Genomic DNA, 14,836 nt, shown 5'->3' with positions numbered 1-14,836 from the left:
TATTAGTTAAAATATTAGCCGGAAACGAAAGATATAAAAAATACTTTTAAGTGTCATTTTGACCTTTAATAAAACGCTTGCATTATGAAAAATCTACTAGGATGTTTTCTGCTTCTTTCAATGCTGCTGGTAAACGCAGCAAATGCCCGTTGGGGAAGCCCTCCCAAAACTGTAACGGGTGTAGTTACGGACGCTTCTTCTGGTGCTCCGCTTCAGGGTGCCACTGTAACGGTAAAAAACACTACAACTGCAACAAGTTCAGATGCGGATGGTAAATTCAGTATTACCGTTCCATCCGACGATGCTGTAGTGGACATTACATTCGTTGGGTATGTTACCCTTTCTGTTCCCGTAAAAGGATTAAGCACTTTATCTGTAAAACTGAACAAAGACATCAATAGTCTGGATGAGGTTGTGGTGGTAGGTTATGGTACACAGAAAAAGGCTGACCTGACCAGTGCCGTATCAAGTGTAAAACAGGAAAGCTTTGTAAAGGGTTTTGTAAGAGATGCTGCCCAGTTGATTCAGGGTAAAGTAGCAGGTCTTTCTGTTTCTACCTCTTCTGGTTCTCCCACTGCAGGTACACAAATTCAGTTAAGAGGTATTACTACCTTAAATGCTTCTACTGCTCCATTGGTACTCATTGATGGGGTTCCGGGTAACCTGAACTCTGTTTCTCCGGAAGATATTGAGTCAATTGACGTATTAAAAGATGGTTCTGCCGCTGCGATCTATGGTACACGTGGTACCAACGGTGTAATCCTCATTACAACCCGTAAAATTCAGGGTGGTGGTAAATCTGTAGTTGAATACAATACGTATGCAAGCATCCAGACCATTGCAAGACGCCCCCGCTTCCTCAATGCAGCGGAGTTTCGTCAGTTTGGAAAAGAAGGATATCCTTTTATTGATTATGGCATGAATACAGACTGGTTTGAAACCATTTCAAGACCAACGCCTTTCAGCCAAACACATAACCTCACATTCCAGGGCGGTAACAGACAAACCAGTTATACTGCCAATGTGAACTATCGTAACTGGGAAGGTATGTTCCTGAAATCGGTAAACCGTCAGGTTACCCTGAGAGCTGATGTAAACCATGCCATGCTCGATGGAAAAGTAAAAGTAAACCTGAATGTCATCAGTCGTCAGCGTAATGATGATGGTGGATTCAACAGTTATATCTATCGCCAGTCAGTGATCCGTAACCCTACGGATAGCGTGTATGATTCCCAGGGTCGCTGGAAAGAGCGCAATATCTATTTCTACGATAATCCACTGGGTTACCTGATGGAAACAATCGCAAGAAACGAATCTCAGGAAACACGTTTATCTGCCAGTGTAACGGCGAATATTGCCCGTGGACTGAATGCCAAATTATTGGTAGCGAATGTGCAGAGCGAATCAATGTCTGGTTTCTCTGAAACAAAAAAACACGTATCAACCACTAAGAATGGTAGAAATGGTAATGCTTCAAGAAGCACTAGTGCCAGTGAAGACAACCTGTTAGAGTTTACGTTGGATTATACCAAAAGCTTTGGTAAACATCGTGTAGTAGCATTGGCTGGTTATAGTTATCAGGATCAGCGTTATGAAGATTTTTCTGTGTCAAACTGGGATTTCCCAACTGATGAGTATTCATACAACCGTCTGCAAGCCGGTAATGCATTGGGAAGAGGTGAAGCTTCTATGAGCAGCTTCCAGTCGCTCAGCAAATTGATTGGTTTCTTTGGTCGTGTGAACTACAACTTCGGTGACAAATATTTATTGTCTGCCAGTGTACGTCGTGAGGGTTCTTCTAAATTCGGTGCCAACCACAAGTGGGGTACTTTCCCGGCTGTTTCAGCAGCATGGCGCGTAAAGAACGAATCTTTCCTGCGTGACGTAAACTTTATCCATGACCTCAAGCTTCGCGCTGGTTTTGGTGTAACAGGTATTGCTCCTGGCGATGCTTACTTATCACAAACCAGTCTGAACTATGGTACACGTTTCCTGGATAATGGTGTATGGATTCAGTCACTGTCTCCTGTACGTAACCCCAATCCGGATTTAAGATGGGAGAGAAAAGAAGAGGTTAACTTCGGTATCGACCTCTCTATCCTGAAAGGCAAACTGAGTACAACCATTGACATTTATAAAAGAACAACACGCGACATGTTATATAACTACAGCGTGCCCGTTCCTCCATACCTGTTTAACAGTATCCTCGCTAACGTAGGTGTAATGGAAAATAAGGGTGTGGAAGTATTGGTGAACTATAATGCTATTCAGAAAAAAGATTTCTCATGGGAAACCAGCGTGAACTTCTCTACCAACTCTAATAAACTGGTTAGCTTATCCAACAATTTATTCAGAACTACTGCTAACTTCTTTACAGCAGGTGGAACCGGTGAGCCTGTTCAGGATTACACACACCGTGTAGATATTGGGGGTCCTATCGGAAACTTCCATGGTTACAAATCTGTTGATATTGATGCAAATGGTTTGTGGATCATTGAAGGGAAAGACGGTAAGCCTAAACCGTACAGTGCTGCTGTACAGGAGGACAAAAAAATCCTCGGTAACGGTTTGCCTAAATACTATGCAGGCTGGAACAACACTGTTCGTTACAAAGACTGGGATCTGAGTGTATTGATGCGTGGTGCTTTTGGTTTCCAGATCCTGAACTTCCAGCGTATGTTCTATGAGAACTCTCAGCCACAGATCCTGGGTAACTACAATGTACTGTTATCAGCATTCGATAAAGTATATGGCAAAACCAGATTGACCAACTCACAGGCTTATGTTAGCTACTATGTTGAGAATGGTGATTACTGGAAAGTGGATAACATCACATTGGGCTATAATGTAAAACTGAAAAGCAATAAATATGTGAAATCACTTCGCCTTTATGCTTCAGGTCTGAACATGTTCACCATCACTGGTTACAAAGGAATTGATCCTGAAGTAAACAGAGGCGGACTGGCTCCAGGTAATGACGAGCGTGATAAATATCCAACAACACGCACATTCACTTTTGGTGCATTGGTAACATTATAATCTGATAAAAGAAACGCTAAATCATGAAAAAATATAATAATCATAAATGGTTCCTTACAGCAGCGCTGGCTGGTACCATGTTAATGAATAGCTGTACAAAGCTTGATGAAGAAGTATATTCTGAATTGCTGGCACAAAACTTCCAGGCTACTGCACAGGATGTGCCTGCCCTGATTGCGCCGGTATACACCGTATTACGTGCCAATACTGCCAGTTGGCAGGGTCTGTTCGATCTGCAGGAAGAAGCAGCCGATCAGATTGTAACACCTGCCCGTCCAAACGGATGGGTAGATGGTGGTACATACCGTCGTATGCATGAACACGTCTGGACTCCTACACAGGGTCAGCCAAACGGTTTGTATAACCGTTGTTACAGTGGTATCAATAATGCCAACAGGGTATTGTTCCAGATTGAATCAGGCGAAATACCTGTTACAAGTGGTAAAGATGCCATCATAGCTGAGTTGAAAGCAGCTCGTGCTTACTATTATTATCTGTTACTGGATAACCATGGTAATGTACCAGTTGTTACCGACTTTAAAGACACCAGTTTACCTGTTCAGAGAACACGTCAGCAGGTATATGATTTCGTAGTAAAAGAATTTACAGATGCGATTCCTAATCTTTCGCCTGTTGTTTCTAAAGCTACTTATGGTCGTATGACACGTTGGGCGGCAAAAGCATTCCTGGCCCGTGTTTACCTGAATGCTCAAGTGTATACCGGTACACCTAAATGGGCTGAGTGTATTCAGCAGTGTAATGATATCATCGCATCTAACCAGTATGCACTGTCAAATACCTACAAAGAGAATTTCTCATCTACCAACGAAAATTCTAAAGAAACCATTTTCGCGGTTCCTTATGATGAGATCTTCGCTACGGAAAGTAACCTGCACATGAAAACCCTCGATCCGCTCATGCAGTTGGTATACCCAATGCAGGTGCAGCCATGGGGTGGTAACTGTGCAGTTCCCCAGTGGATTGATACCTACGATCCGGATGACAGACGTTTGAGAGATACATGGATCATGGGTCCTCAATACAATGCTACAACAGGTGCACTGGTGATTGACTATGTGAAAACAGTTACAAGCATCGCATCAAGTACATCTAACCAGGGTTACCGTATTGGTAAATACGAAATCAAAGCTGGTATGCGTGGTGGTTCAAGTGTAGACTTCCCACTGATGCGTTATGCAGATGTATTGATGATGAAAGCTGAATCATTACTCCGTACAGGCGATGCAACACAAGCTGCAACCATCGTAACACAGGTTCGTCAGCGCAACTTTGCCAGCAACCCTGCGAAAGCAGTTGTTACCGGCGCGCAGTTACAGCAAGGCAGTAGCTACTCTTATGGTGAGTGGGCCAATGGCGCACAAACTACTGTAGAAGGTGGTGGTGATATTCCTTTCGGAAGAATGTTGGATGAATTAGGTTGGGAGTTTGCTGCTGAAGCAAAACGCAGACAGGATTTGATCCGTTTCGGTGTGTTCCACAGAAAGAGCTGGTTCTCACATAAACCATCGGCTACTTTCAGGAATATCTTCCCGATACCGGCCAACTCTTTGCTGACGAACACCAACCTTAAGCAAAATCCTGGCTATTAATAAAGACTCTTTCTCATAGGTTTAGGTTTTAGGTATTAAGCAATAGCAAGGCCTGCAAACAGTTCAATTGCAGGTCTTGCTGTTCAAATACCTCCCTATCTTCACCAGAGAAAAGCATTTTCATATGAAAAACCAGTTCCTTCTTACACTTGTTTTGTCTGTTTGTACTGCAGGATTTTTGCAGGCACAAAACCAGCGTGCATTTACCAAAACCGATTCGCTGCGTGGTACCATTACACCCGAAAGGGCATGGTGGGACCTGATAAGGTATGACCTGGAGGTACAACCCGATTATCTTTCCAAAACATTGAAAGGTGTAAATACCATCAGTTACACGGTAGTAGAAAACAACGGCACCACAAAAATGCAGATCGATCTGAAGGATCCACTAAAGATTGATCAGGTAACAGATGCAGCAGGTAAAAAATACAGTTTTAAAAAAGAAGGATCCGTTTGGCTGATTGATATAGCTGATCAAAAAAAAGGCACAAACGGAAAATTATCCATACACTATAGTGGTACACCACACGAAGCCATCCGTGCCCCATGGGACGGCGGCTGGACTTTCACCACAGATTCATTAGGTCGTCCATGGATGACGGTAACCTGTCAGGGTGCAGCAGGCGCCTCTATCTGGTATCCCTGTAAAGATCACCAGAGCGATGAGCCCGATAAAGGAGCATCACTCACCATGCGTGTACCGGATACCTTGATGGCCATTGGTAATGGCAGGTTGAAAAAAACAACCAGACACGGAGATGGTACTACCAGCTATCGTTGGGAAGTCATCAACCCAATCAACAACTACAATATCATTCCGTATATCGGAAAGTATATCAACTTTAAAGAAGTGTACCAGGGTGAGAAAGGCAAACTCGATCTCAATTACTGGGTATTGGATTATAACGAACAGAAAGCAAAAAATTACCTGCCCAAAGAAGTACACAATACCATGAAAAGTTTTGAGTACTGGTTTGGACCTTATCCATTTTACGAAGATGGTTATCAACTCATTGATGTACCACATACGGGTATGGAACACCAGAGTGCAGTGGCTTATGGCAACTGGTACCAGCCAGGTTACAGGAAACGTGATGGCTCAGGAACTGGATGGGGATTGAAATGGGATTTTATCGTGATCCACGAAAGTGGTCACGAATGGTTTGGTAATAATATTACTTCGAAAGACCTGGCCGATATGTGGGTGCATGAAGGTTTTACCAATTACAGTGAAACACTTTTCATCGAACATATTTTTGGCGAACAGGCAGGTAACGAATACAATGTGGGTATCAGAAGAGGCATACGTAACGACAGACCCATTATACCCACAGCCTATGGCGTAAATGCGCAGGGCAGTGGCGATATGTATCCGAAAGGTGGTAACCTGCTGCATGCCATCAAACACAGCATCAACGACAACGAAAAATTCAGACAGATACTTCGTGGACTGAATAAAGATTTCTATCACCAGACCGTAACCTCGGCACAGGTAGAAAATTATATCTCAAAAAAAGCAGGATTTGATTACAGCAAAGTATTTGATCAGTACCTGAGAAATACAGCCATACCCAAATTTGAGTTTGAGATCAATGGTAATACGGTTCGCTATCGTTATAGCAATTGTATTCCAGGATTTAACCTGCCGGTGGTGTTGAAGAATAACAGCACTGTATTAAAACTGTTACCCACTTCTGAGTGGAAAACAACGGAGTTGAAAGCAAATGAAGTAGCCATGCTAACCGTTGATGCAGTGAAGAATATGTATTATGTAGACCCTGTACAAATAAAATAAATCACTTAAAAATTCGGAGATCAATGAAAAAGTTTCGGTTCGTTTTTACAGGATTACTGCATGTGATGCTGTTGACGGGTTTTCTAACGTCGGCAAAAGCACAGCAGTCGCTGACGGGCAAACCCAATCTGGCATTGGTGGCAAAAGTCAGCTCCAGTCGCGGAGGTTTTGGGGTAGAAGGATTGAATGACCAGAAAACCCCTGTTAATACCGGTAATAACCGTGGTGGGTTTAACAATAACAACAATCGCCCTCCCCGTGCCAATATCTGGGTGCAGTACGAATGGCAGGAGCCTGTTAGCACCAGTGAAGTCGCTTTGTTCTGGTGGAATTTCAACAACAATGTTCGTTTGCCTGAACAATACCGTATTTCATACTGGAACGGTACTGCCTTTGTACCTGTTGAAAATGCGCAGGGTATGGGCAAGGAAAACAACCAGCTCAATACCACTACTTTCAAAGAAATTACCACTACGCGTATGCGGATTGATCTCGATTCGGCAGACCGTGGTGTTACTACTTTACTGGAATGGGCGGTCAACAAAAGCCCCAATTCTGCCAATCCCAAACCATTGGTGTCTGCGGGTATCGACAGAGATGTGATCATCAACGGTAAAACCTATCTCGACGCATCGGTAAAATCTGTTTCTCCAGTTTCTAAAATGGAGTGGAAGAAAGTAGCAGGTCCCGGAACCGTACAGTTTAGTGATCCAGGTTCATTAAAATCAACGGCCAGTTTCAGTGCCATTGGTGATTATGAATTGGCCATGACAGCAACGGAAGGCAATCTCACACAAACATCTACGATCAAAGTAAAAGTACACAACCCGCCACCGGTAAACAGGCTGGATGTGGTGTACACCAAAAAATATAAAATAGACAATAAACTCTGGAACGACCGTGCCAAAGCCATGATCGTTAACTGGATACCTTATTGTATTGCACAGAATGAACGTACCGATTTAACCATTGGTCAGGGTGGTCTTGATAATTTTATTGAAGCTGCCAAAGCCATACGCGGTGAGCCGCATGCACGTCATAAAGGATATGTATTCTCCAATGCATGGGTACACCAGACGGTAGAATCGATCTGTATTGCCTTGATGGTAGATCCGCAGGGCGATAAAGAAATTATTGCGGCACAGGCCAAAATGAAAGAGGCACTGGAAAGATGGATTCCCATCATTCTTTCTGCACAGGAATCGGATGGTTACCTGCATACCGCTTATACACTGCGTGATACTACCCGCTGGAAAGACCGCTGGGCTCCACGTAACCGTGGCGATCATGAAGGATATGTGGCCGGTTATTTTATTGAATCTGCCATCAACCACTATACCTTAACCAATGGTAAAGACAAACGTTTGTATGATGCAGCCAAAAAACTGGCAGACTGCTGGGTAAAAAATATCGGAACAGGTCCGGGTCAGAAAGAATGGTACGATGGACACCAGGAAATGGAACAGGCGCTGGTGCGTTTCGGACGTTTTGTAAACGATATGGAAAAAAATGGCAGGGGCGACAGTTATGTGAAACTGGCTAAGTTTCTGCTCGACAGCCGTAAGAATGGCAGTGAGTACGACCAGAGCCATGTACCCGTACAGCAACAATACGAAGCAGTAGGTCATGCGGTAAGGGCTACCTACAACTATTCAGCCATGGCCGATGTGGCTGCGGAGACAGGTGATGTAGATTACCAGAGTGCGGTGATGAGTTTATGGAACAACCTCATCAACAAAAAATATTATTTCACCGGTGGTATTGGCAGTGGTGAAACATCAGAAGGTTTTGGACCCAACTATTCATTACGTAACAATGCTTATTGCGAGTCATGCTCCAGTGCGGGTTTAATTTTCTTCCAGTATAAAATGAACCTGGCTTATCACGATGCCAAATATGCTGATCTGTACGAAGAAACCATGTACAATGCATTATTGGGTTCACTCGATCTAGATGGTAAGAATTTCTATTACACCAATCGTTTATCAGAAGCACAACCCAGAGATCCCTGGCATGTTTGTCCATGCTGTGTAGGTAATATTCCACGTACACTGTTGATGGTGCCTACCTGGACTTATGTAACCGATCCCAATGCCATCTATGTAAACATGTATATCGGTAGTACCATTAATGTAGAGCGTGTGGCAGGAACAGATATTGAAATGGTACAAAAAACCAATTATCCCTGGGAAGGTGCGGTGGCTATTACGGTGAATCCTAAAGTAAGCGCAGCGTTCACTGTATATGTACGTGTGCCCAACAGAACCACCAGTGAACTGTACACACCTGATAAAGAAGTGAAAGGGTTGAAATACCTGAAAGTAAATGGTAAATCTGTACCCGTAACCATCGACAAGGGTTATGTAGCGCTGAAACGTACCTGGAAAAAAGGCGATAAGATTGAGCTGGAAATGCCGATGGAAGTACAGAAATTCCGTGCCGATACAAGAATTGAAGCGAATCGCGGCCGCGTGGCATTGCGTTTCGGGCCATTGATTTATAATGTGGAAACTGCAGACGGGCAAGACATCAATAAAGCCATTGATACACAAAAACCATTGGCTGTTGAGTGGAGAGATAATTTCCTCCGTGGTATGCTGGTAATCAAAGGCCAGTGGGAAGATGGTACACCATTGCTGGCCATACCCAACTATGCGAGAACCAACCGTATTGATGGTAAAGTGCCTGCTACTACCACTACTACACTGCCAACTGAAGCTGCTGAGCCTCCGCAGAGAATCCAGAACAGACCGGTAGCGTCTGCCATCTGGATCAAGGAGAAACCGAATAAATAAGATTTTAGCGTTTTTGTTTTGGCCTTTATCGTTTAAGCCTGTATTCGTAAGAATGCAGGCTTTTTTGATTGCGGAATTGATGTAAAAGCAAACAAATAGACAATTTATGGAAGCATAGTTTCATTTTGTACAATGGGTACTTAATTTTTTTATCAAAAAATCTCAGGAATTAGAAAATTCTATCTATTTTTGTAGTGTAATTACAAAGAAATAAATTTGAAAAGGCTGATAAAAGATATTACAAATATCCAAACCGGACTCTTTGCCAAGCCCTCCGGCACTGGCGGATTGGTGTACCTGCAATCAAAGCATTTTGATGAATATGGGCAACTGCACTCAATTCTTCATCCCGATTTAATGGCAGAAGGTGTTTCTGAAAAGCATTTGCTAAAAGACGGTGATGTGTTGTTCGCAGCTAAGGGAACAAAAAATTTTGCAGCCGTTTTTGAAAACCACAACGAGCCTGCTGTGGCTTCCACTTCCTTTTTTGTGATAAGATCAACCGACAAAACGGTGTTATCTCAATATCTGGCCTGGTTTTTAAATAATCCTGCTACACAGACCCTTTTAAAAGGCCAGGCCATAGGAACATCCATTCCTTCAATTTCGAAACAGGTATTAGAAAATCTGGAAATAACAGTGCCAGCGATTGAAACCCAGAAGGCAATTCTGCAAATCTCTCAACTGCGTAGTAAAGAAAAAGCATTGAAACAGAAAATTGAGCTGCTTCGTGAAAAACAAATTCAACAACAAATTATCAATAAGATAAATCAAGAAAAATGATAAAAATACCTTGCCCAAGTTGCGGGTGTCAATATTGTGATGCAACAACAAATTCAGGCGAACAAGTAAAAATTGAAATCTGCAGATGCAATGATGGAAGTGGAGAATACGAAGTTTCAATAATACCGGAAGATGGTAGCCCTGTATCTTATGAAAAACATCAATGTTCGGAGGAAGATATTGAACACTGTTTAACTTCTAGGTTTAAAATAAATTTAGACACAATGAATCATGAATGTTTTAATTAAAAAAACCATGGCTAAAATAACCCAGAAAGACATCAACGATGCAGTTTGGAAAGCTTGCGACACTTTTAGAGGAAGCATTGACCCCAGTGTTTACAAAGACTATGTACTTACCATGTTGTTCTTGAAATATCTCAGTGATGTACATGACGATAAAATGGATGGTTACCTCAAAAAATACAATGGTGATACAGAGCGTGCCAAACGCGCCATGCAACACGAACGCTTTATTGTACCGGAGCATAGCCATTTCAAGTATTTATACGACCACCGAAATGAGGCCAATATTGGTGAATTAATTGATATTGCATTTACTGATCTGGAAGAAGCCAACCGTGATAAACTATACAGTGAAGATGGCTCAGGGATTTTTAAAAATATCAGTTTTAATAGCAGTTTATTGGGTGACCCCAAAGATAAAAACCAACGCCTAAAAACTTTATTGATTGATTTTAGCTCTGATAAATTGAACCTGCGCCCCTCGCATTTAGATGGCAATGATATTATTGGTGGAGCCTACGAGTTTTTAATCGCCAACTTTGCCAGTGATGCTGGTAAAAAAGCAGGTGAATTTTTTACTCCGGCGGAAGTATCTACACTTTTAGCTAAACTTACGAAAAGCAAACCCGGCTCCCGCATTTGTGACCCCACCTGTGGTTCAGGTTCATTGCTTATTAAAGCCGGACAAGAAGTTGACTCGGATAATTTTTCGTTATATGGACAGGAAGCCAACGGCAGCACCTGGGCATTGGCTGTGATGAACATGTTTTTGCATGGCTTTGACAATGCCACCATCCGTTGGGGCGATACCATTCGCAACCCCAAACTGAAAGAAGCTGATGCACTGATGAAGTTTGATACCGTGGTTGCCAACCCTCCTTTCTCCTTAGACAAATGGGGAAAGGTAGAAGATAAGGATGGCGAAAAAACCACCGTGAGCTACGACCCGGAAAGTGATCCATACAATCGTTTTTGGCGAGGTGTACCACCCAGGAGCAAGGGCGACTGGGCATTTATCAGCCACATGATTGAAACACTGAACGAGCAGGGAAAAGCAGGTGTGGTAGTGCCACATGGTGTATTGTTCCGTGGCAGCAGTGAAGGCCGAATACGCCAGCGCACCATTGAGGAAAACTTATTAGAAGCTGTGATTGGTTTACCTGCTAACCTGTTTTTTGGCACAGGCATACCAGCTGCCATCCTGGTGTTTAACAAGCAAAAAAGCAGCAACAATATATTGTTTATTGATGCCAGCAAACACTACGAAAGCGCCAAAAACCAAAACAAATTGCGTGAAAGCGATATTGAACATATTGTAACTACTTACCGTGATTTTGCAGCAGGAAAATTACAGCCCGGGGTGGTGGAAGATAAATATAGCTATGTAGCCACTCCTGAAGAAATACAGGAAAACGACTTTAACCTGAACATCCCCCGCTATGTAGACACTTTTGAAGAAGAAGCTGAAGTAGATATTGTAACAGTACAAAAAGAAATAAAACAACTGGAAGACGAGTTAGTGAAAGTGCAGAAAGACATCGAGCAATACTTAACCCAATTGGTGAAATGATGGAAGAAACAAAACACACCCAAGCGTTTCATAATAATGAAATTCCGAGTGATTGGTCTCAAAGAAAATTGGCTGATGTTACCAGGATTTATGACGGGACACACACAACTCCCAATTATGTATCAAGTGGAGTACCCTTTTATTCGGTTGAACATGTCACAAGCGACAATTTTGACGTGACTAAATTTATTTCTGAGGAGGTATTCGTAAAAGAGTCAGAAAGAGTTGTTTTAGAAAAAGGAGATATTTTAATGACTCGAATTGGAGATATTGGGACAACAAAGTTTATAGATTGGGATGTAAGAGCCTCCTTTTATGTTAGTTTGGCATTGATTAAAGCCAATAATGGTGAAGTAGATGCTAAATTCATAAGTCAGTTTATTAATTCAGATTATTTTCAACGGGAGTTGTATCAAAGGACAATTCATGTAGCCTTTCCCAAGAAAATTAATCTAGGTGAAATAGGCGAATGTCTTGTAGCTCTCCCCCCACTCACAGAGCAAAAAGCTATCGCCCAAGTACTCAGTACGGCAGATGCCGCCATTCACACTACCGAAAAACTAATAGCCCAAAAAGAACTCCGCAAAAAATGGCTGATGCAGCAATTGCTTACGGGAAAGAAGAGGTTTAGGGGGTTGGGTGGTGAGTGGAAGGAAGTTAGAATTTCCGATTGCCTTTCTCGAATGGCCAATGGAATTACTTATGATACAGAAAAAAGAGCAGGAATACCAGTTACACGAATTGAAACTATTTCAGATGGTGTGATTAATTTTAATAAAATTGGATTTGCTGATTCGGCTGATAATATTGAGGGTTATCGACTTCAAAAAGGTGATATTCTTTATAGTCATATTAATAGTTTATCACACATTGGTAAAGTGGCTATATATAACGATGAAAAACCATTGTATCACGGCATGAATCTGCTTCTACTAAGATGCAAGGAACAAGTAAATTCAATCTTTTTTTATCAATGGTTAGTATCAGAAAATGGAAGAAAGAAAGCTATAAGTTTAGCTAAACCAGCCGTAAATCAAGCCAGCATTAGTACTAATGAGCTAAAAAAAATTCCTATTTCAATACCATCACTCGAAGAACAAACTGCCATCGCCCAGATACTGCAAGCGGCAGATAAAGAAATCAGCCTGCTCAAAGCCAAAGCAGAGAAGTTGAGGGAGTTGAAGAAGGGGTTGATGCAGGTGTTGTTGACGGGGAAGGTGCGCTTGAGCATTGATACAATAAAATCTGCATAATAAAGTAACAGGGTTTATTGTGCAAAAAGAATAAATAAAAAGCTCATGACAATAGCAGAACTAAAACATATTCTCGACTCACTCCGCAATCTCACGGCTGAGAATGAAATTGTAGAGTTTAAGGAAGCCAAATCAGGCTATGACTTCGGCAAATTAGGCAAGTATTTTTCTGCCCTGAGCAATGAAGCCAATCTAAAAGGTACGCCTTACGCGTGGCTGGTATTTGGTGTGGAAAATAAGAAGCATAATATTGTGGGTAGTCAGTTTCGCCCACAGCGAAAAGATTTAGACAGTCTTAAAAGTGAAATAGCGAACAAAACCACCAATCGGATTACTTTTATTGAGATTTATGAATTAAACGAACCCGAAGGTCGTGTGGTGATGTTTCAAATCCCTGCTGCCCCAAAAGGCTTTCCTGTTGCTTTTGATGGGCATTATTATGGCAGAGATGACGAAGAACTTTCCCCATTGAATTTAGAAGAAATTGAACGTATTCGTGCACAAGCCACCACAGAAGACTGGAGCGCTGCCATTGTGCCTGATGCAACAGTAGATGATCTAGATCAAGAAGCGATAGCCTTAGCCAGAAAAAATTTCAAGAATAAATTCCCTGAAAAAGCCATAGATGTTGATGGGTGGGACGACATTACCTTTTTAAACAAGGCGAAAATTACTATCAAGGGAAAGATTACCCGCACGGCTATTATTCTGTTAGGTAAAGAAGAGTCTGAACATTATATCAATCCGGCGGAAGCAAAAGTGAGATGGCTATTGAAAGATGTACAAGGGAATGATAAAGACTATGCCATTTTTAGCTGTCCTCTGATTTTAGCAGTTGATAAAGTGTATTCAAAAATTCGTAACCTAAAGTATCGCTACATTAAAGAAGGAACACTTTTCCCTGATGAAGTAAATCAATACGAACCCTACTCCATTCGTGAGGCATTGAACAACTGTATTGCACATCAGGATTATACCAAGCATGGTAGAATCAATGTGGTAGAAATGGACGATCAATTGGTGTTTACCAATCTTGGCTCCTTTATTCCTGGAAGTGTAGAGAAGGTGGTTAAGGAAGATGCCCCTGAGGAACACTACAGAAATCGTTTTTTAGCTACAGCTATGTTCAATCTCAAAATGGTTGATACGGCCGGAGGGGGTATCAAAAGGATATTCAATTACCAACGTGAACGCTTTTTCCCAATGCCGGATTACGACCTTGCCGGCGGCAAGGTAAAAGTGACCATTTCAGGTAAGATACTTGACATGGAGTATGCCCGCTTGCTGGCCAGAAACAGAGACTTGACTTTGGAAGAAATCATTATACTCGACAAAGTCCAAAAGAAACAGATGTTAACTGAGTTAGAAGAAAAGCACCTGAAAAGCAAAAAATTAATTGAAGGGAGGAAACCCAATTATTACATCGGTTTAAAAGTAGTTGAAAAAACAGGTCAGAAAGCTGCTTACTCTAAAAATAAGGCTTTTGATAAGCGTTATTATCTTGATTTAATAGAGAAGGCAATTAGCGAACACACAAGTTTAGAAAGAAGTGATGTGGATGAGTTGCTATGGAATAAGCTGCCGGATTGGATGGAGGAAAAGCAGAAGAAAATAAAGATAAACAACTTGTTATCAGAGTTGAGAAAGAAGAATAAAATAGAAAACAAGGGGACATTCAAAATGCCAAAGTGGGTTCTAATAAATCAGAAGTAATTAGAAGGTCTATTAGAAGGATTATTAGAAGAA

At 41.9% G+C, this 14,836-nt stretch carries 9 protein-coding genes; all 9 read left to right on the top strand.

Going from position 1 to position 14,836, the window contains the following annotated elements; translation table 11 throughout:
- Nucleotides 1-84 precede the first annotated feature (84 nt).
- The 9 genes from ACH3Z1_RS03140 (at nucleotide 85) to ACH3Z1_RS03100 (ending at nucleotide 14,803) form a co-directional block, all read left to right on the top strand.
- On the top strand, nucleotides 85-3,039 hold the full coding sequence (locus ACH3Z1_RS03140; protein ID WP_490820390.1) for a SusC/RagA family TonB-linked outer membrane protein: 2,955 nt from the start codon (nucleotides 85-87) through the stop codon (nucleotides 3,037-3,039).
- A gap of 23 nt (nucleotides 3,040-3,062) precedes the next feature.
- Entirely contained in the window at nucleotides 3,063-4,649 is a 1,587-nt protein-coding gene (locus tag ACH3Z1_RS03135) for a RagB/SusD family nutrient uptake outer membrane protein (protein WP_490820389.1), read from the top strand.
- 124 nt (nucleotides 4,650-4,773) lie between these two features.
- Nucleotides 4,774-6,444 carry a M1 family metallopeptidase gene (locus tag ACH3Z1_RS03130; protein ID WP_490820388.1) on the top strand — a complete coding sequence of 557 codons (1,671 nt, stop codon included), beginning with the start codon at nucleotides 4,774-4,776 and terminating at the stop codon, nucleotides 6,442-6,444.
- A gap of 23 nt (nucleotides 6,445-6,467) precedes the next feature.
- Entirely contained in the window at nucleotides 6,468-9,239 is a 2,772-nt protein-coding gene (locus ACH3Z1_RS03125) for a glycoside hydrolase family 127 protein (protein WP_490820387.1), read from the top strand.
- A 216-nt stretch (nucleotides 9,240-9,455) separates the two neighbouring features.
- On the top strand, nucleotides 9,456-10,022 hold the full coding sequence (locus tag ACH3Z1_RS03120) for a restriction endonuclease subunit S (RefSeq protein WP_490820386.1): 567 nt from the start codon (nucleotides 9,456-9,458) through the stop codon (nucleotides 10,020-10,022).
- A complete protein-coding gene (locus ACH3Z1_RS03115) occupies nucleotides 10,019-10,270 on the top strand; it encodes a hypothetical protein (protein WP_490820385.1) in 252 nt (83 codons plus the stop codon). Before ACH3Z1_RS03120 ends, ACH3Z1_RS03115 begins: the two co-directional genes overlap by 4 nt.
- Nucleotides 10,271-10,277: 7 nt before the next feature.
- Nucleotides 10,278-11,837: a type I restriction-modification system subunit M gene (locus ACH3Z1_RS03110; protein ID WP_490820384.1), complete on the top strand. Its 1,560-nt coding sequence runs from the start codon at nucleotides 10,278-10,280 to the stop codon at nucleotides 11,835-11,837.
- The gene (locus ACH3Z1_RS03105; protein WP_490820383.1) at nucleotides 11,834-13,090 is read left to right on the top strand and encodes a restriction endonuclease subunit S; all 1,257 of its coding nucleotides are present in this window, start codon (nucleotides 11,834-11,836) and stop codon (nucleotides 13,088-13,090) included. Before ACH3Z1_RS03110 ends, ACH3Z1_RS03105 begins: the two co-directional genes overlap by 4 nt.
- A gap of 45 nt (nucleotides 13,091-13,135) precedes the next feature.
- Nucleotides 13,136-14,803 carry a DUF8451 domain-containing protein gene (locus ACH3Z1_RS03100; RefSeq protein ID WP_490820382.1) on the top strand — a complete coding sequence of 556 codons (1,668 nt, stop codon included), beginning with the start codon at nucleotides 13,136-13,138 and terminating at the stop codon, nucleotides 14,801-14,803.
- The last annotated feature ends 33 nt before the right edge of the window (nucleotides 14,804-14,836 follow it).

It is taken from the genome of Sediminibacterium sp. FW305-C-49, assembly GCF_058231085.1.
This window is presented reverse-complemented; position numbering and strand designations above follow the sequence as displayed.

What these genes read in the sequence shown, in the direction of transcription:
- ACH3Z1_RS03140 (WP_490820390.1), top strand. Translation starts at nt 85, where the DNA reads ATGAAAAATCTACTAGGATGTTTTCTGCTTCTTTCAATGCTGCTGGTA.
- ACH3Z1_RS03135 (WP_490820389.1), top strand. Translation starts at nt 3,063, where the DNA reads ATGAAAAAATATAATAATCATAAATGGTTCCTTACAGCAGCGCTGGCT.
- ACH3Z1_RS03130 (WP_490820388.1), top strand. Translation starts at nt 4,774, where the DNA reads ATGAAAAACCAGTTCCTTCTTACACTTGTTTTGTCTGTTTGTACTGCA.
- ACH3Z1_RS03125 (WP_490820387.1), top strand. Translation starts at nt 6,468, where the DNA reads ATGAAAAAGTTTCGGTTCGTTTTTACAGGATTACTGCATGTGATGCTG.
- ACH3Z1_RS03115 (WP_490820385.1), top strand. Translation starts at nt 10,019, where the DNA reads ATGATAAAAATACCTTGCCCAAGTTGCGGGTGTCAATATTGTGATGCA.
- ACH3Z1_RS03110 (WP_490820384.1), top strand. Translation starts at nt 10,278, where the DNA reads ATGGCTAAAATAACCCAGAAAGACATCAACGATGCAGTTTGGAAAGCT.
- ACH3Z1_RS03105 (WP_490820383.1), top strand. Translation starts at nt 11,834, where the DNA reads ATGATGGAAGAAACAAAACACACCCAAGCGTTTCATAATAATGAAATT.
- ACH3Z1_RS03100 (WP_490820382.1), top strand. Translation starts at nt 13,136, where the DNA reads ATGACAATAGCAGAACTAAAACATATTCTCGACTCACTCCGCAATCTC.